General features: G+C 46.8%; 21 protein-coding genes, 2 pseudogenes and 1 riboswitch. Of the genes and pseudogenes, 3 read left to right on the top strand and 20 right to left on the bottom strand.

Annotation, left to right across the window (positions count from 1 at the left end):
• Positions 1–23: 23 nt before the first annotated feature.
• The gene (locus D368_RS06965) at positions 24–296 is read left to right on the top strand and encodes a DUF1648 domain-containing protein (protein ID WP_007410095.1); all 273 of its coding nucleotides are present in this window, start codon (positions 24–26) and stop codon (positions 294–296) included.
• Positions 297–334: 38 nt separating this feature from the next.
• Here the strand turns inward: D368_RS06965 and D368_RS06970 are convergent, their stop codons facing one another.
• The 3 genes from D368_RS06970 to D368_RS06980 all read right to left on the bottom strand — a co-directional run bounded on the left by D368_RS06970 (position 335) and on the right by D368_RS06980 (position 2,629).
• Entirely contained in the window at positions 335–709 is a 375-nt protein-coding gene (locus tag D368_RS06970) for a nucleotide excision repair endonuclease (protein ID WP_007410094.1), read from the bottom strand.
• Between the two features lie 66 nt (positions 710–775).
• Positions 776–1,891 (bottom strand): NAD(P)/FAD-dependent oxidoreductase, encoded by a 1,116-nt coding sequence (locus D368_RS06975; RefSeq protein WP_101562402.1) that lies wholly within the window; start codon positions 1,889–1,891, stop codon positions 776–778.
• Positions 1,892–1,951: 60 nt separating this feature from the next.
• Positions 1,952–2,629 carry a class I SAM-dependent methyltransferase gene (locus D368_RS06980; RefSeq protein ID WP_486129236.1) on the bottom strand — a complete coding sequence of 226 codons (678 nt, stop codon included), beginning with the start codon at positions 2,627–2,629 and terminating at the stop codon, positions 1,952–1,954.
• 77 nt (positions 2,630–2,706) lie between these two features.
• On the opposite strand from D368_RS06980, the gene D368_RS06985 reads away from it, so the two are divergent.
• Together D368_RS06985 and csn are read left to right on the top strand one after the other, a co-directional pair.
• Positions 2,707–3,171, top strand: a complete 465-nt coding sequence (locus D368_RS06985) for a DUF2691 family protein (protein ID WP_101562404.1) — start codon at positions 2,707–2,709, stop codon at positions 3,169–3,171.
• Between the two features lie 133 nt (positions 3,172–3,304).
• Entirely contained in the window at positions 3,305–4,141 is an 837-nt protein-coding gene (csn, locus tag D368_RS06990; protein ID WP_101562405.1) for a chitosanase, read from the top strand.
• 36 nt (positions 4,142–4,177) lie between these two features.
• On the opposite strand, the gene sufB is transcribed toward csn, so the two are convergent.
• From sufB to D368_RS07075, 17 genes and pseudogenes are all read right to left on the bottom strand, one after another.
• The gene (gene sufB, locus D368_RS06995; protein WP_128574668.1) at positions 4,178–5,563 is read right to left on the bottom strand and encodes a Fe-S cluster assembly protein SufB; all 1,386 of its coding nucleotides are present in this window, start codon (positions 5,561–5,563) and stop codon (positions 4,178–4,180) included.
• A gap of 30 nt (positions 5,564–5,593) precedes the next feature.
• Complete coding sequence (gene sufU / locus D368_RS07000) at positions 5,594–6,037, bottom strand: Fe-S cluster assembly sulfur transfer protein SufU (protein ID WP_003151877.1); 444 nt, start codon at positions 6,035–6,037, stop codon at positions 5,594–5,596.
• Complete coding sequence (gene sufS, locus D368_RS07005; RefSeq protein WP_007410089.1) at positions 6,027–7,247, bottom strand: cysteine desulfurase SufS; 1,221 nt, start codon at positions 7,245–7,247, stop codon at positions 6,027–6,029. The genes sufU and sufS overlap by 11 nt, the downstream gene beginning before the upstream one ends.
• On the bottom strand, positions 7,247–8,560 hold the full coding sequence (gene sufD, locus D368_RS07010; RefSeq protein ID WP_003151874.1) for a Fe-S cluster assembly protein SufD: 1,314 nt from the start codon (positions 8,558–8,560) through the stop codon (positions 7,247–7,249). Before sufD ends, sufS begins: the two co-directional genes overlap by 1 nt.
• 17 nt (positions 8,561–8,577) lie before the next feature.
• On the bottom strand, positions 8,578–9,363 hold the full coding sequence (sufC, locus tag D368_RS07015) for a Fe-S cluster assembly ATPase SufC (protein WP_003151872.1): 786 nt from the start codon (positions 9,361–9,363) through the stop codon (positions 8,578–8,580).
• 176 nt (positions 9,364–9,539) lie between these two features.
• A complete protein-coding gene (locus D368_RS07020; protein WP_003151857.1) occupies positions 9,540–9,692 on the bottom strand; it encodes a YuzK family famiily protein in 153 nt (50 codons plus the stop codon).
• Between the two features lie 192 nt (positions 9,693–9,884).
• Positions 9,885–10,262 carry a carboxymuconolactone decarboxylase family protein gene (locus D368_RS07025; RefSeq protein WP_031306536.1) on the bottom strand — a complete coding sequence of 126 codons (378 nt, stop codon included), beginning with the start codon at positions 10,260–10,262 and terminating at the stop codon, positions 9,885–9,887.
• Positions 10,263–10,355: 93 nt separating this feature from the next.
• The gene (gene metQ / locus D368_RS07030) at positions 10,356–11,171 is read right to left on the bottom strand and encodes a methionine ABC transporter substrate-binding lipoprotein MetQ (protein WP_015418164.1); all 816 of its coding nucleotides are present in this window, start codon (positions 11,169–11,171) and stop codon (positions 10,356–10,358) included.
• Positions 11,172–11,184: 13 nt separating this feature from the next.
• Positions 11,185–11,853 carry a methionine ABC transporter permease gene (locus tag D368_RS07035; protein ID WP_003151851.1) on the bottom strand — a complete coding sequence of 223 codons (669 nt, stop codon included), beginning with the start codon at positions 11,851–11,853 and terminating at the stop codon, positions 11,185–11,187.
• Positions 11,846–12,871: a methionine ABC transporter ATP-binding protein MetN gene (metN, locus tag D368_RS07040; RefSeq protein ID WP_003151850.1), complete on the bottom strand. Its 1,026-nt coding sequence runs from the start codon at positions 12,869–12,871 to the stop codon at positions 11,846–11,848. Before metN ends, D368_RS07035 begins: the two co-directional genes overlap by 8 nt.
• Before the next feature lie 105 nt (positions 12,872–12,976).
• Positions 12,977–13,083, bottom strand: a riboswitch (SAM riboswitch).
• Between the two features lie 110 nt (positions 13,084–13,193).
• On the bottom strand, positions 13,194–13,544 hold the full coding sequence (locus D368_RS07045; protein ID WP_003151848.1) for an SCP2 sterol-binding domain-containing protein: 351 nt from the start codon (positions 13,542–13,544) through the stop codon (positions 13,194–13,196).
• Positions 13,545–13,640: 96 nt separating this feature from the next.
• Positions 13,641–13,961, bottom strand: a complete 321-nt coding sequence (locus D368_RS07050) for a thioredoxin family protein (protein ID WP_003151847.1) — start codon at positions 13,959–13,961, stop codon at positions 13,641–13,643.
• Positions 13,962–13,963: 2 nt separating this feature from the next.
• Positions 13,964–14,329 (bottom strand): toprim domain-containing protein, encoded by a 366-nt coding sequence (locus D368_RS07055; protein WP_003151846.1) that lies wholly within the window; start codon positions 14,327–14,329, stop codon positions 13,964–13,966.
• Between the two features lie 69 nt (positions 14,330–14,398).
• A complete protein-coding gene (locus D368_RS07060) occupies positions 14,399–14,635 on the bottom strand; it encodes a YusG family protein (RefSeq protein WP_003151845.1) in 237 nt (78 codons plus the stop codon).
• 54 nt (positions 14,636–14,689) lie between these two features.
• The gene (gene gcvH / locus D368_RS07065; protein ID WP_003151844.1) at positions 14,690–15,073 is read right to left on the bottom strand and encodes a glycine cleavage system protein GcvH; all 384 of its coding nucleotides are present in this window, start codon (positions 15,071–15,073) and stop codon (positions 14,690–14,692) included.
• Positions 15,074–15,131: 58 nt separating this feature from the next.
• Positions 15,132–15,489: pseudogene (locus D368_RS07070) on the bottom strand (arsenate reductase family protein).
• A gap of 113 nt (positions 15,490–15,602) precedes the next feature.
• Positions 15,603–17,385: pseudogene (locus D368_RS07075) on the bottom strand (acyl-CoA dehydrogenase family protein).
• Positions 17,386–17,392 lie beyond the last annotated feature (7 nt).

Here is a 17,392-nt window from a genome sequence, read left to right on the forward strand (position 1 = left end):
ATATGTAAAAAGGGAGTGTTCATATGTTTTTGATGAATGATAAGGTGCTGTGGGGAGCTGTGGTTCTCGCCTTTATTCTGTCGATTGTGTTTTATCCGTTTCTTCCTGCTGATATGGCCATTCACTATGACGTGTCGAACCGTCCGAATACATCAATCAATAAAACGGCCGGCGTCCTGATTTTTCCTGTGCTCATGATGATCTGCATGTTATTCAGAAAAAAGGTCGTCCAGCTGTTCCTCGTCGTTTACTGTCTGCTGATCGTGCATATTGCAGTAATGTGGCTGGCACTGTAAACATAAAGAAAACCGGAGCCCTTAAGCTCCGGTTTTTCTTATTTATAAAATACTTTCTCAATGTTGTATTTCGACTGAAGGGTATTGATCGCGTACGTTTCGTAAATCTCCCTTTCCATCGGATCATTGACGACACATACTTCAATTTTATACACTTCGTCCCTGTGATGTTTAACAGGCGACACATTGTCTTCAAAATGCTTTTTGATTCTTTGTCTTAATTTACGGGCTTTCCCGACAAACAGCAGCTCATCATGAATGTTATAAAACATAAAGATGCCGCCTTTGTCTCTCGGAATTTGATGAAAATCAATGAAACCGTAAATCGCTTTAATCGCCGGTTCATTTTCCGACGGTGACTGCTGCCGTTCCGTAATGGTTACATCAGGAGCAGGAAGGTTTATTTTTATCAAAATGGGTCACGTCCTCTTATTCATTAAAGCTCCATCCTATCATAAGAATGCGCCAAAAGCTATTTTTTATTCAAGCGCCCCGGCCGGATCATAAAGGCTCAAATCAATTTCTGTCTGCTGACCGAGCGCGAGTTTCGCCAGTTCAGCCCCCAGATACGGCCCGCTCGTCAGCCCTGAGGCGCCCAGCCCGTTGGCAACGAGGAGCCCGCTGATATTCGGCACTTTGCCGATGACGGGAAGAAAACCGGGAGTAAACGGCCTGAAACCGACTCTTGTCTCTATCACAGTACTGTCTGAAAGGCCCGGCGCCACGGTTAATGCTTTGTCAAAAATCTCGCGGAGGCCGCCGGCCGTCACCCGCAAATCCATGCCGGTATCGTTTTCATGAGTCGCGCCCGCTATGATTCTGCCGCTGTCAAAGGCGAGAATGTATTGATCGTTTGGGGGCATGACGACGGGCCAGCCGCCCGTATCCTCTCCCTGAAGCTCTAAATGAACGATCTGTGCCTTTTGGTATGATACTGAAAAACGGATGCCGAGCGGTTCAAGCAGCTCTCTCGCCCAAGCGCCGGCCGTTACGAGAACCTGGCCGGCAGTAAGCGTGCGTTCTGCGGTTTTCACACCGATAACGGCACCGTCCTCTGTCAATATTGACGCTTCTTCATTGTAAACAGCCGCGCCGTGCTTAACGGCCGCGTTTAACAGCGCCTTACGAAGCGCCCTCCCGTTCACCCGGGCCGCGCCGCTGACATGAACCGCCCCGTATTCCTCCGACAGCGCGGGGAACAGCGCCTTCGTTTCTTCCGGAGTCAGTCTTGTAATGTCACCGATTTCAGGAGCGTCCTCTCTTCTTTTATAAGCTCTTTCCTCCATTTGGCTGAGCTTTTTTTCATCCGTATGGAGACTGACGGCACCGACCTTTTGATAACCGGTGTCCGTTTCTCCGTCAGCTTCAAGCTGCTGTATCAATTGGTTATAATAGCGGGCTCCGCCTTTTGCGATCGCATACCATGCCTGATTGCGGCGCTGCGACAGCCACGGGCAGACGATCCCTGCCGCGGCGTCTGTCGCCTGCCCCGGGTGTTTCCTGTCAAAGACCGTTACATCCGCACCGGCCTTTGCGAGATGATAAGCCGCGGACGCACCGAGAATGCCGGCTCCGATAATTATATAAGACTTCATGTGTAACACCTTTTCTATCTGTTTTGTCTTATTTATTTTAACAAATGGAGCGCCCGGTTCCTACCGGAGTCCTGACGGCGACAATGAGTTTTGAAAACGGAAACGTATAATAAAAGGAATATGTTCTTGTGTGAAAGCCGTTTTCCTCAAGAATTGCTCTGTATTGTGATGTATTTTTATATCTGACACGGCCAATGTGCCGCCAGGCTTCAGCACCCTCACCATTTCCGTGATCGCCCGTTCCCTCTCTTTTCTGCCTGAAATGTTGTGTACGACAAAATGCGAAATGACAAGGTCAAACGATTTATCAGGAAACGGCATGGCTTGCGCGAGTCCGTCATACAAATCAATTTCCAGCGCTCCTTCTGCCCGTCTGTTCTTTTCAAATGCGTCTCTACCGTTTCCGCCCAGATCCCAGCTTGACCATTTGTCAATCGCTGAGACGTCAGCGCCTTTTTGAGCCGCGGCGATGGCTAGCAGCCCCCGTCCCGTCCCAATATCAAGCACTTTCATGTCCGGCTTTAACCCGGAAAGCGCAAGAATGCGATGGCGGTGTGAAAGTTTAATGGCCGTTGAATACAAGAGCATCCAAAGACCGAGCACTAAAAACAAGGCACCCGTCAGCCAGCCCCAGAAAAGAGGAATCATGCCGTATAATGTGCCTGCGGCATAAAGGAGCGCAAGAAAGATAAATCCAAACGCTCCATAAGGCGCATCAATTCCGTATCTTGTTGTCATAACACTCACCCCTTTCAATATTTATCCAAATGGCATACCATATTATTCTAGCAAAAGCCGAAAGGAGATACGACCATATGAAACGCGGCATTACTTTTAACATCCCAAATGAAATCGGACGGTTTGCGGCAGATATATTACAACCGTTCCCCATCTCTTCCTATACGTGGTTTATCGGTGATGGAGAGGCGTATGCTGAATTCAAAGAAGACACCGATACAGACCTGTTTCCGCAAAATCAGGGCATCATTCAGGGCCAAGAACTCCGTCAGCGTCTGGAAGGAGACCCTTATTATATGATTTTTGCTGAATTGAAAGCTTTCCCGAGCGGGATGGTAACGGAAATCAATACGTATGAGGAATATTTGGATAGTTCCTGTGAACTTGTGCTTCTCATCGCGGATTGCTCGTATGTAACGTTATATTGCAAAGATCCGGACATGCTCGAAGCCCTTTTTCAGCAGGCTGTACAATGCGGGTTTCACCGCGTTGACTATGTTACAGATGAGAATGACGCGAGAACGGGATTGTCTGTCTGGTGAAGATGCGTTCTTTTTATGAAGCGCCGGATAGGGCTTAGTATTCAAAATATTGACAAATTCGTGTGTTTTCAACAACAAAACCACCCCCTCATGTATACTGAGTGCGTAACTTACATATGAAAGGGGTATGGCAATGAAAATCAGTTTGAAGAAAAAAACAGGTTTTTGGAAGAAGACGGCGGTTTCATCTCTTATTTTCACCATGTTTTTTACCCTGATGATGAGCGGTACGGTTTTTGCGGCCGGGCTGAATAAGGATCAGAAGCGCCGGGCGGAACAGCTGACCAGCATCTTTGAAAACGGAAAGACGGAAATCCAATACGGATATGTTGAAGCCTTGGATGACGGAAGAGGTTACACTTGCGGGCGGGCCGGCTTTACGACGGCTACCGGAGATGCGCTGGAAGTAGTCGAAGTATACACGAAAGCGGTGCCGAATAACAAATTGAAAAAGTATTTGCCTGAATTGCGCCGTCTTGCGAAGGACGAAAGCGATGACATCAGCAATCTGAAAGGATTCGCTTCTGCCTGGCGCTCACTTGGCAATGATAAAGCCTTCCGCGCTGCCCAGGATAAGGTAAACGACAGCTTGTATTATCAGCCGGCGATGAAACGTTCAGAAAATGCCGGACTGAAAACGGCCTTGGCCAAAGCGGTGATGTACGATACGGTGATTCAGCATGGCGACGGCGATGATCCAGACTCCTTTTATGCCCTGATTAAACGCACGAACAAAAAAATGGGCGGGTCACCGAAAGACGGAACGGACGAGAAGAAATGGCTCAATAAATTCTTGGATGTGCGCTATGACGATCTGATGAATCCGTCAGATGAGGACACCCAGGATGAATGGAGAGAATCGGTTGCCCGAGTCGACGTTTTCCGCGATATTGTCAAAGAGAAGAACTACAATTTAAACGGGCCGATTCATGTCCGGTCAAGCGAATACGGAAATTTCACGATTCAATAAAACAAAAAAACCCCGCCATATGGCGGGGTTTTACTATTAACCGATAGAACCTTCCATTTCGAACTTAATCAAACGGTTCATTTCAACTGCGTATTCCATCGGAAGTTCTTTTGTGAATGGCTCGATGAAGCCCATAACGATCATTTCTGTTGCTTCTTCTTCAGAAATACCGCGGCTCATCAAGTAGAAAAGCTGTTCTTCAGAAACTTTTGATACTTTCGCTTCGTGCTCCAATGAAATGTTGTCGTTCAGGATTTCATTGTAAGGGATTGTATCAGAAGTTGATTTGTTATCCATAATGAGCGTATCACACTCGATGTTTGAACGGGCGCCGTCCGCTTTCCGTCCGAAGTGGACGATACCGCGGTATGTTACTTTTCCGCCCTGTTTCGAAATCGATTTTGATACGATTGTGGATGACGTATTCGGTGCAAGGTGAATCATTTTCGCACCTGCGTCCTGATGCTGTCCTTTGCCCGCAAGAGCGATAGAAAGCGTCATGCCGCGCGCGCCTTCACCTTTCAGAATGACAGCCGGATATTTCATCGTCAATTTAGAACCGATGTTTCCGTCAACCCATTCCATCGTCGCGTTTTCTTCACAAACCGTACGTTTCGTTACTAAGTTGTAAACGTTGTTCGCCCAGTTTTGAATTGTTGTATAACGGCAGTAGCCGCCTTTTTTGACGATGATTTCAACAACCGCGCTGTGAAGCGAGTTTGTTGTGTACACAGGAGCCGTACAGCCCTCTACGTAATGAACGCTTGCTTCTTCGTCAACGATGATCAGCGTACGTTCGAACTGACCCATGTTTTCAGAGTTGATGCGGAAGTAAGCTTGAAGCGGTGTTTCAACCTTCACGCCTTTAGGCACGTAGATGAAAGATCCGCCGGACCAAACAGCTGAGTTCAGCGCCGCAAACTTGTTATCAGTCGGCGGAATGACTTTCGCCCAGTGCTCGCGGAAAATGTCTTCATTTTCTTTCAGCGCGCTGTCTGTGTCTTTGAAAACAATGCCTTGCGCTTCAAGATCTTCTTTCATGTTGTGGTACACAACCTCAGATTCGTACTGTGCAGAAACACCGGCAAGGTATTTTTGCTCAGCTTCAGGAATACCGAGTTTGTCGAATGTCTGTTTAATTTCCTCAGGCACTTCATCCCAAGAACGCTCTGAACGCTCAGACGGTTTTACGTAGTACGTAATTTCGTCAAAGTTTAAAGAGTTTAAATCCCCGCCCCACTGCGGCATCGGCATGTTGTAGAAATGCTCAAGAGATTTCAGGCGGAAATCAAGCATCCATTGAGGCTCTTCTTTCATGCGTGAAATTTCTTCTACGATTTCTTTTGTCAATCCGCGCTCTGAACGGAAAATGGAAACGTCCTTATCGTGAAAACCGTACTTGTATTCACCAATTTCAGGCATTTTTTAGCCATCCATTTTCACTCCAATCTTTTAATTGCCGCCTTTTTCGCCAGCGACTCCTTTTTCAAGTGCTTTCCATGAAAGGGTGGCACATTTAATCCGGGCCGGGAATTTCGAAACGCCTTGAAGAGCTTCAATATCCCCGAGATCTATCGAGTCGTCATACTCTTTCCCTTGCATCATGTCTGAGAAAATCTTAGACATGGAAAGGGCGGTATCAATATCTTTTCCTTTAATCGCCTGCGTCATCATGGAAGCTGAAGCCATGGAGATAGAACAGCCTTCCCCTTCAAACTTCGCTTCCTGAACGGTATCGCCGTCAAGCTTCATTGTCAGTCTGATCCGGTCGCCGCAAGTCGGGTTGTTCATATCGACGACGATGCTGTCATCCAAAACCCCTTTGTTGCGCGGATTTTTGTAATGATCCATGATCACTTGTCTGTATAATGTATCTAAATTTGCATTAAAAGACATTTGTAAAGTACTCCTTTGTCTTTTGGAGGGCTTCCGCGAGCTTATCGATCTCTTCCTCTGTATTATACAGATAAAAACTCGCTCTCGCAGTAGCAGATACATCCAGCCATTTCATGAGCGGCTGGGCGCAATGATGGCCGGCTCTGACCGCAATGCCCTCAGCATCGAGGACAGTCGCGACATCATGAGGGTGAACCTCATCAAGATTAAATGTCACAAGTCCCGCCCGCTCTTTCGGACCGTATACCGTCACGCCGTCTAGCTGCTCGAAACGGTCAAGCGCATAGGCTGCAAGTTTATGCTCATGCCGGGAAATCTCGTCGAGTCCGATCTCTTCAAGAAAATCAATCGCGGCTCCCAATCCGATCGCGCCTGCGATAATCGGCGTGCCTGCTTCAAATTTCCACGGAAGCTCTTTCCAAGTTGATTCATAAAGCCCTACAAAGTCGATCATTTCGCCGCCAAATTCGGCCGGCTCCATATTCTCAAGCAGTTCTTTCTTGCCGTACAGCACGCCGATTCCCGTCGGGCCGCACATTTTATGGGAAGAAAGCGCGAAGAAGTCGCAATCCAAGTCCTGAACGTCGATTTTCATGTGCGGTGTGCTTTGCGCCCCGTCCACCACGATGACCGCGCCATTGTCATGAGCGATTTTGGCGATCTCTTTAATCGGGTTGATCGTGCCGAGCACGTTTGACACATGAGCGACTGCCACGATCTTCGTATGGCTTGTGACAGTCTGCCGGACGTCGTCCAGTGAAAGCGTGCCGTCTTCCTGCATCGGGATATATTTTAAAGTCGCGCCGGTTGCTTTTACTGCCTGCTGCCACGGAATGATATTCGCATGATGCTCCATTTGGGTGATGACCACCTCATCACCGGGTTTTAAGCTGGCGCGGGCATAGCTCAGCGCCACCATATTCAGTGAAGTTGTCGTGCCTTTTGTGAAAATGACCTCAGCCATTGACTTCGCATTGATAAACTTACGGACTTTTTCACGCGCACCTTCATAGCCGTCTGTCGCTCTCGTGCCAAGAGTATGAACGCCTCTGTGGACATTGGAATTGTATTTGCTGTAATACTGATCCACTGCTTCAATGACAGCACGCGGCTTCTGGGAAGTCGCCGCGCTGTCAAGGTACACGAGGTCATGTCCGTTCACTTGCTGATGAAGGATCGGGAACTGTTCACGAATATCGGTGATATTCATTATTTTACTTTCCTTTCGATGACGGAGACGAGCTGTTTCTTAACTCCTTCAATCGGAAGCTCTTTTACCACCGGAGCAAGGAATCCGTAAATGACTAAGCGCTCCGCTTCTTCTTTCGGAATTCCGCGGCTCATTAAGTAGTAAAGCTGGATCGGATCCACACGGCCGACAGATGCCGCATGTCCTGCAGTTACATCGTCTTCATCAATTAAGAGAATCGGGTTTGCATCTCCGCGTGCTTTTTCACTCAGCATCAGGACGCGGGATTCCTGTTCAGCGTTCGCTTTAGACGCGCCGTGCTCGATTTTGCCGATTCCGTTAAAGATGGAAGATGCGGCATCTTTCATGACTCCGTGCTTCAGGATATAACCTTCAGAAGCCTTACCGAAGTGGATGATCTGCGTCGTAAAGTTTTCCGTCTGTTCTCCTCTTCCGACAACTACGGTTTTCGTATCGCCGTATGTGCCGTCTCCGTAGAGGTTTGTCGTATTTTCAGAAATCGTGTCGCCGTCGTTCATCAGTCCGAGCGCCCACTCGATTTTGCTGTCGCGTCCGCGCGCGGCTCCGCGGCGGTTGACGTATGTTGTGACACCTGCTGACAGGTTGTCAACAGCGCCGTACGTCACGCTGGCATTATCACCTGTGACCACTTCACTGATAATGTTGAATACCGCTTCTTTCGGATTCACCGTGCTGATGTAGTTCTCAACGTAAGTGACGGAGCTGTGGTCTTCAGCGACGATCAGCACGTGGTTGAACAATGCCGTGTCATTGCTTTCATGAACGTAAACGGCCTGAACAGGCGTCTCCACCTGAACGTTTTTAGGAACATAAAGGAATGCCCCGCCGTTCATTAATGCCGCATGAAGCGCAGTCAGTTTATGTTCGTCGACCTTTACGCCGTCTTTCATGAAGTATTTCTCAACGAGGTCGCTGTGCTCACGGGCAGCCGTTAAGATGTCCGTGAAAATAACGCCTTTGTCTTTCAGTTCTTTGGAAAGAGAAAGGAAAGCGGGCGTTTGATCACGCTGCACATATAATGTTTTGTCTTCGTTTTCGATATCGATCAGCGCTTTTGCTTCATCAGCTAAATCTTCTAAAGAAGCAAGCGGCGCGTTTTCTACTGTATGCTTGTTGAACTTTGTAAAGTTCCAATTTGTGATTTTTGTTTTATCAGGCTTAGGCAGCGGCAGATCTTCAGCTTTTTCAAGAGCCTGTAAGCGCAGGTTTTTCAGCCAGGCAGGTTCTTGATGCTTTTCGGAAAAGCCTTTGACATATTCCTGATCTACGGATAGTTTCGTTTCCAATGTCATGATTATCCCCCTAACGCTTACGCTTCTTGGCCTACAGTTTCGTCTTCAATGCCTAGTTCTTGTTTAATCCAGTCATAACCTTCCGCTTCAAGGCGCTGTGCAAGCTCCGCGCCGCCGGATTTCACTACGCGTCCCTGCATCATAACGTGAACGACATCAGGCGTGATGTAGTTCAGAAGGCGCTGGTAGTGAGTGATCATTAAGCAGCCGAAGTTTTCACTGCGCATTTTGTTGATTCCTTTAGAAACGACTTTAAGCGCATCGATATCAAGACCTGAATCGATCTCGTCAAGAATGGCGATTTTCGGCTCGATCATCATAAGCTGAAGGATTTCGTTGCGTTTTTTCTCCCCGCCTGAGAAACCTTCGTTCAGGTAACGCTGCGCCATTTCAGGGTCCATTTCAAGGAACTCCATGTTTTCGTCCATTTTGCGGATGAATTTCATAAGAGAAATTTCATCGCCTTCTTCACGGCGTGCGTTAATCGCAGAGCGAAGGAAATCGGCATTTGTCACACCGCTGATTTCGCTTGGATACTGCATCGCAAGGAAAAGACCCGCCTGAGCGCGCTCGTCCACTTCCATTTCCAGTACATCTTTGCCGTCAAGCGTGATGCTGCCTTTTGTAACTTCGTATTTCGGGTGTCCCATAATCGCTGCTGAGAGCGTGGATTTACCGGTACCGTTCGGCCCCATGACAGCGTGGAATTCGCCGCCTTTTATTTCAAGGTTTACACCTTTTAAGATCTCTTTTCCTTCGATTTCAACGTGAAGATCCTTGATCGTTAATGTTGAAGCAGCCATATCTATACCTCCAAAATATATAATCATTATTCTCAATTTATTCTCATTCTAATTTTATAACAAATGAAAAGTAAATACAACTTTTTATATTACCCGGAACATTCCTAAAGTTTATCAAAGATCAAGGCGTAATTAAAGCTGTTTGAAACAGAAAAAGGGCGGAAATCCACCCTTTTTTACTGACCGATTTTCTCATTAAGCTGCGCTGCGAGGAACTTGCTTTTTTGATATTCAAGCTCCCTCTGCCGTTCGACTTCCATCCTTTTTGAAAGACGCCGTCCGTATTCCTCGTAGCCGATGCCGTGTGACTTCTGCATCGCTTTTTCCATTTCAGGCGTATAGTCAAGGTCCAGTCTCTCGTGGCTGGTGCAGATAATGAATCAATCCCTTCATATATTTGTTTCTATTGTAACAATGATCCGCTGCTCCGGCCAAAGAGAGTGTGCCCCTGAATCCTTTCGAATGTGCCGGAAACCGGCGCTCGCTTTATCTGAAAAACGGTATTCACACGATTGCTCATTCTAATGCGTCGTATGTCCGAATTCCTGAATGCACTGCTGCACGAGGGTCACTCCCTGACTGAGAGCCGCGCCGCCCCCGAATGCCGCCGCTACGCTGATGACCTCAAGGATGTTTTCTTCTGTGGCCCCTTGGTCAAGGCAGCCCTTCGTATGATAAATCATGCAAAATTCATCTTGAGCGCTGATGCTGATGCCCAGAGCGATTAATTGTTTCTCTTTTTCAGTTAATGAATCCGCTGAGAAACACTGCTCAGTAAATTCATTAAACTTCCGCCCCATCATCGGCATTTTTTGCTCGAATATGCCTAAACCTTCTTTATATTGTTTCAATGCGTCATGCACGCTTTTTCCGTTATCCTGGTATTGAGCCACTGCCATTCCCTCCAATCGTTAACCTTCCTTTTTATTATGGACAGTTCTCCGATTAATACCCGAAAAAAACCCCGGATGGATCATCCGGGGTTTTTCGCTTTATTCAGATACGGGAAGCACGGCTCCGTCGTATTTTTTCTCAATAAAGTCTTTGATTTTCTTAGAGTGAAGCACTTCCATAAGCGCTTTGATTTTCTCTGATTTTTCGTCACCTTTGCGTACGGCGATGATGTTTGCGTACGGGTTGTTTTTCGTTGATTCCACTTGAATCGCATCTTTTAACGGATTCAGTTTGTTTTGAATCGCATAGTTGACGTTAATGAAGACTGCATCGCCTTCTTCTTCATTATATGCTTTCGCCGTTAATTCAGGGGCGATTTTTTTGAATGTCAGGTTTTTCGGGTTTTTCGTAATGTTTTTCGTCGTCGCTTCAATCGTTTTTACCTTCGGATCAAGTGTGATCAGTCCGGCTTTTTCAAGCATCGCCAGCATACGGCCTTGTTCAGCGACATTGTTAGTCATGATGATGGTCGCGTCTTTAGGCAGGTCTTTCAGTGATTTGTATTTTTTCGTGTAAATTCCGAATGGCTCAAGGTGAACCGCTCCGGCATTCACGAGTTTGTAATCTTTATTTTCTTTCATTTCCTGTTCAAGGTAAGGAACGTGCTGGAAGTAGTTCGCATCCACTTCATTATCAGCTAACGCTTTGTTGTACATTTTGTAATCGTTCAGCACTTTTACTTTTAATGTGTAGCCTTTTTCCTTCAAGAGCGGTTCCGCTTCTTTTAAGATTTCAGCATGCGGTGTTTTTGTCGCGGCGACAACGATTTCCTTTTTATTCGAGCCGTTTGATCCGCAGGCGGCTAAAACTCCCGCGAACACAAGCAGCAGCGCACTTAATACAATCTTTTTCAATGTAAATCCTCCCTTATCTTTTGTCTATTATATTTGTAATTACATCACCGATAATCTGAATGATAAAGACGATGATGAGTATAAATACTGTCGCTACAAACGTTACATCCGTATTATTGGACTGGTAGCCTTCTACATATGCAAGGTTTCCGAGTCCGCCTGAACCGATGGCGCCGGCAATGGCGGTAGATCCGATCAGGGCGATGGCCGTCACGGTGATGCCTGAAATTAACGCAGGCATTGATTCAGGAATCAGCACTTTGAAGATAATCGTCGATGTCTTTGCTCCCATTGATCTGGCAGCTTCGATGACTCCTTTATCGACTTCCCGGAGCGCAATTTCCGCAAGACGGGCGTAAAACGGCGCGGAGCCGATAATCAGCGCCGGCAATGCGGCATTCGGTCCTAAAATCGATCCGACCAAAATCTTAGTAAAGCCGAGAAGCAGAATAATTAAAATAAGAAACGGAATAGATCTGAAAATATTAACGACCGCCGCAATCACGGTGTTAATAATTTTATTTTCCCATAAGCTTCCCTTGCCCGTTAAAAAGAGCAGAAGACCGAGAATCGCTCCGATGATAAATGAAAAAACTAAAGCGATAACCGTCATATAAAGGGTCTCGTATGTGGCCGTCCACAGCTCGGTTATATCAACGTTCGGGAACCATTTTTCAAACATTTGTGATCACCTCTGCTTCTACCTGTTTGTCTTTGATGAACCGGATCACGTTTTCTACTTCTTTTTCCTGACCGTCAATATGAATGAATAATGAACCGTAGGCTCCGTCCTTCGTCTGTGAAATTTTCCCCTGCAGAATATTGACGTCCACATCAAAGTTTCGGATCATTTCCGTAATGAGGGGCTGCTCGGCGGCCTGCCCGACAAATGAAAGCTGAATCGTTTTCCCTGTCGCTGTTTCCTGCAGAAAATGCTGGATGGTTTCTTTCGTCTCTTCCGGTTCTGTCACCTGCTGAACGAAACGCTTGGTCATCGGTTCGCGCGGGTTTCTGAAAACTTGGAGTACTTCGCCTTCTTCAACGACTTTCCCGTTTTCCATGACGGCGACTCTGTTGCAGATTTTTCGGATGACGTGCATTTCATGGGTAATGAGCACGATCGTTAGACCGAGTCTGTCATTTATATCGGATAAAAGATCCAAAATTGAATCGGTCGTCTGCGGATCGAGCGCTGATGTCGCTTCATCGCACAGAAGGACTTTCGGATTATTGGCGAGCGCCCGGGCGATGCCGACACGCTGCTTTTGACCGCCGCTCAGCTGCGACGGATAAGATTTTTCTTTCCCCTCTAATCCGACCAGTTTAATCAATTCATCAGCGCGGCGGACCCGTTCGCTTTTTTTTACGCCGGCGATTTCCAGCGGGAACATAATGTTCTCCCGGACGGTGCGCGACCACAAAAGGTTAAAATGCTGGAAGATCATGCTGATTTCCTGGCGCGCTTTTCTCAGCCCGCGGCTGCTTACTTTATTTAATTCCGTCCCCGCGACTTCCACGGTTCCCGACGTCGGCTTTTCAAGGCCGTTCAGGAGACGGATTAAGGAACTTTTACCAGCTCCGCTATATCCTATAATTCCAAATATTTCGCCCTTTTTGATATCAAGAGTGACATCTTGGACAGCATTGACATCCCCATGCTTCGCTTTGTAAATTTTTGAAACATTTTGAAGATGGATCAAAGCAATCACCCGCCTTACACTATTCTAAGAAATCTTCCGGGTTTCTCCGCAAAAGAAAAGCCTTTCTGCAAAAATGAGCAGAAAGGCTTATTGAAAAAGGCCTTTCTCTCATCTTTCAAAGCAGACCGCTTCGAGTGAATTGGCACCATTTCAACATCGTTGATGGTTGCCGGGCTTCATAGGGCACTTCCCTCCACCTCTCTTGATAAGAGAAAACATATCGTATTTTCGTCCGGAAATTCTTACTGTAGAATAGCACGGCGAATGATAAAAAGTCAATAAAATAAATATTGGAAGCTATTGTCACATAGTAGATTGGCAGTTACGGCCGTTTACTGATCGCCTGAAAAAATCCGTTTGTCAGCCAGAGGATGGCCTCCAGCTTCAGCAGGGCTCTGAATGATCCTTTCACTTTGAGTTTTCCGCTTTGGATAAGCTTTTGCAAAGAGACATCACCATGCAGGAGATGGATGATTTCCGTCTGGTTTCCGTAAAAGGTCAAATTAGATTTTTCCTTTGAAGCCGACGTTTTTCTCATTTCTCCCTGTCCGTTAATTGAGACCGTTAAGGCTTCTGTTTCTCCTTGGAATGTAATCAGCAGCGTTGAGGCGTTTAATAGCGGTTTCAAAAACAGATGCTGTCCGTCATTCTCTGAAACTTCTATTTTCTCCACTCGTATAACCTCCCGTTTTAATGGCCATACATACACTTTCTCTTTTTAACGGACAGAACCCTTTATAAACCGCACGACATTTTCCTGTAAATATTGTCACATCGGGAACGTTTGCGATGTTTTTTGTTTAATCAGCTCATATAAATAGGAAACGGAGCGGAAGGCGTATCCTTTCTCAACAAGCTCTCCGCCTTTAAACAGCAAAAAGCACGGAACGCTTTCAATCTGATAGGCTTTGGCGAATGCGGGGGAATAATTCACGTTGTTTTTATAGAAGGCGGCGCCGGGCAGCATTTCTTCGACGACAGTAAGCATTTTGGACGCCAGCTGGCATGTGCCGCAAAACGGGGTGTACAAATACAGGAGATAAACGTCATCCTGAATCGATTCGAGTTCATTTTCTTGGAGTTCTTTCATGATTACCACCTCAGGTCGTTCTTTTTCAAAAATACAGTGTCAGCATCAAAGCCGGCTCTGATCAGCACAGATGCGAGATGATGGCCCGGGCACGACTCGACTTGCCTGTATGTTCTGTCTATATAAATATGGCGCGCTTCGGGAAGCTCCCGTTTCAGCTGTTTTCTTAGTTTTTCTCCGGAGTCATCTGCGTCCGTTAAAATATAGACGTCTCTGTCAAACAGGCGGTCCGCCAACTCTTCCAGTTCGGTTTGGCCGATTGTCCCGTTTGTACAGACGATTTCCGCGGGTTCGATGAGCACTTCCCTGACTTTGATTTTATCAGATTTTCCTTCTACGATAATGACCTTTTCATCTCCGTTGTACATAAGCGCGTCACCTGCCGATTGTTTTAGCGTCAGATTGAAAAAGAAGGCAGTGAAATTCACCGCCAACTGTTAACACCAGCCATTCTCATAATCGCAATCGACATATTTCGGATCGCTGCCGTTTATGACATCGGCTGTTTTATAAAATTTTTGATTTTCAAATGAAAAGCCCTGTTTGAGCTCGTACTGGTCCATGCCTGTCATCTCGCCGATGGCTTCATTTTCATGAAACAAGGAAAACCGGCCGTTTTGAAAGCGGCCCGTGACGTTCTCCGTCACATCGACCTTTTGTTTATCAAAAGCCATTTTAGACACCTCCCGTTACAGATAGAGTGTCCAAATGGCCCCTTTGCTATCCGATCAGTCTTCCTGTGTCATTTCGTCATATTGCTCAGAAGTCATGAGGTTTTCGATTTCTTCAGCATCAGCCGGTTCCACGACGATCATCCACGCTTTTTCATACGGAGACTCGTTTACGAATTCAGGACTGTCATCAAGGTCTTCGTTCACTTCCGTCACCGTTCCGTTAATCGGTGCGTACAGTTCGGATACGGTTTTGACGGATTCCACGCTGCCGAATGGCTCGTCCGCTTTAATTTCGGCGCCGACTTCCGGAAGCTCGACAAATACGATGTCGCCAAGTTCGGCTTGCGCGAAATGTGTAATCCCGATACGGGCTTTTCCGTCCTCAACTTTGACCCATTCGTGCTCTTTGGAATAACGCATATCTTTCGGTGTGCTCATCTAAATCCCTCCATTTTTTCTTATAATAAGAAGATACCATAATTCTTTGAACCTGGCATTACATCCAATATTTTTCGAATTGGTCTTCTTTAAAGCCGACAGTGACTTTTTCGCCGTCTGTCGTAATCGGGCGTTTCAGGAGCATACCGTCTGATGCCAGAAGTTCGAGCTGTTCATCCTCTGACATATGATACAGTTTTTCCTTTAAGTTCAGCTCGCGGTATTTCATTCCGCTCGTGTTGAAAAACTTTTTTCAGCTCAAGACCGCTCTTTTCATAGAGGTCTTTAATTTCTTCTTTCGACGGAGTTTCCTCCGCGATATGTATTTCGTTTATTTCCTTACCGCGGTCTTCCAGCCATTTTTTCGCATTACGGCACGTTCCGCATTTAGGGTACCAGTAAAAATTTAACGACATCTTCTTCACCCCTTGTAAATGATCGTCGTTATTTTAACACAATCACTTGTAAAAACCTATAACGTTGCTTCATGAAAAAGCGCCCCTGATGAAGGAGCGCTTTCAGCATGTGATCAGACTGTATATTTTTCTTCACGGAAGACGGCTGCTGCCGCTTCACGTTTTTTCTGAATGAGGTTTTTCGGCGTCAGGCGCGTCAGTTTGCGCAGCACGGAAAGCATCATGCGGAGGGAATCTCCTTCCTCCATGGCGATCAGTGATTCTTTGGCGTGCGCTTCAATGTTCTGAAGGGCTTCCTGGGCAAAGATTTCCGTATATAACAGCTTCTGCGCGGCTTTTTCGGCACCGTCCGCCGCAATTGCTTTTTCCGTTCTGAGGACGGCGGATTCCAAAGCGTACAGCGCGCTGACAATATCGGCAATGTTCACCATGATTTCCTGCTCGACTTCGATCTCTTTGCCGTATTTCTGCGCCGCGAGACCCGCTGTCAAGAGGGCGATCTTTTTCGCCTGTCTGACAATGTATTTTTCCTGTTCAAGAGGTTCTGAGCCCGGCTCTTCAGGCATCAGCATCATGAGTTCATCTTGGAGCGCTTTTGCTTTTTCAAAGAGCGGCAGCTGACCTTTTACGGCTTTTTTCAGAAACGTGCTCGTTACGATCAGGCGGTTGATTTCATTTGTGCCTTCAAAAATCCTGTTGATTCTTGAGTCGCGATAGGCGCGCTCCACTTCATATTCCTGCATAAATCCGTAACCGCCGTGAATTTGAACGCCTTCGTCGGCAATGTAATCAAGCGTTTCAGAACCGCACATTTTGTTGAGCGAGCATTCAATCGCGTACTCGGCGATGGACTTCGCGACTTCGCGTCCGTCTTTTTGCTCCTCTTCCGTCAGTCTGCTCATGTTATCTTCGAATAAGCCTACTGTTCTGTATACAGAGCTCTCCATGGCGTAAAGCCGGGCTGACATCGTCGCAAGCTTTTCCTGAGTGAGCGTGAAGCTTGCGATCGGCGTTTTAAATTGCCGGCGCTGGTTTGCATAAGCGGCAGACAGCTCAATCACCCGTTTTGAAGCGCCGATTGTGCCGACGGCAAGCTTGTAGCGCCCGATATTCAGGATATTAAAGGCGATGACATGACCTTTTCCGATTTCGCCGAGAAGATTTTCTTTCGGGACTTCCGCCTGATCTAAAATCAGCGTTCTTGTCGATGAACCCTTAATCCCCATTTTTTCTCTTCCGGTCCCGTTGATACGCCCGGATAGTTCTTTTCTACGATAAATGCGGAAAACTTATCTCCGTCCACTTTAGCGTAGACGACAAAGACATCTGCAAAGGCGGAGTTTGTAATCCATTGCTTTTCCCCGTTAAGAATATAGTGTGTGCCCGCTTCATTCAAAACAGCCGTCGTTTTCGCGCCGAGGGCATCTGAACCTGAACCGGGCTCAGTTAAGGCATATGCCGCGATTCTTTGTCCTGAAGCCAAGTCCGGCAAATAGTTTTTTTCTGTTCTTCCGTTCCGAAGAACACGATCGGCAATGAGCCGATACCGACGTGAGCGCCGTAAGATAGCGAAAAGCTGCCGGCCCGTGAAAACTTTTCCGTAATGAAGGCTGAACTGATTTTATCCAGGCCGATACCGCCGTACTCTTCAGGCACGTCTGCTCCGAGGAGGCCGAGATCTCCGGCTTTTTTCAGCAGTCTGACCGAATGCTCAAACTGATGGTTTTCAATTTCATCTATATAAGGAAGCACATCGTTTACGACATAGTCTTCTGTCGTTTTGCCGATCATTTTATGTTCGTCTGTAAAGTCCTCCGGAGTGAATATTTGATCATATCCCGTCTCTTCAATCAGAAAGCTGCCGCCTTTTTTGACGTTGACCGTTTCCTGTTTCATGTTCGTT

The organism is Paenibacillus lentimorbus NRRL B-30488 (genome assembly GCF_000411595.1).
Classification (GTDB): Bacteria; Bacillota; Bacilli; order Bacillales; family Bacillaceae; genus Bacillus; species Bacillus velezensis.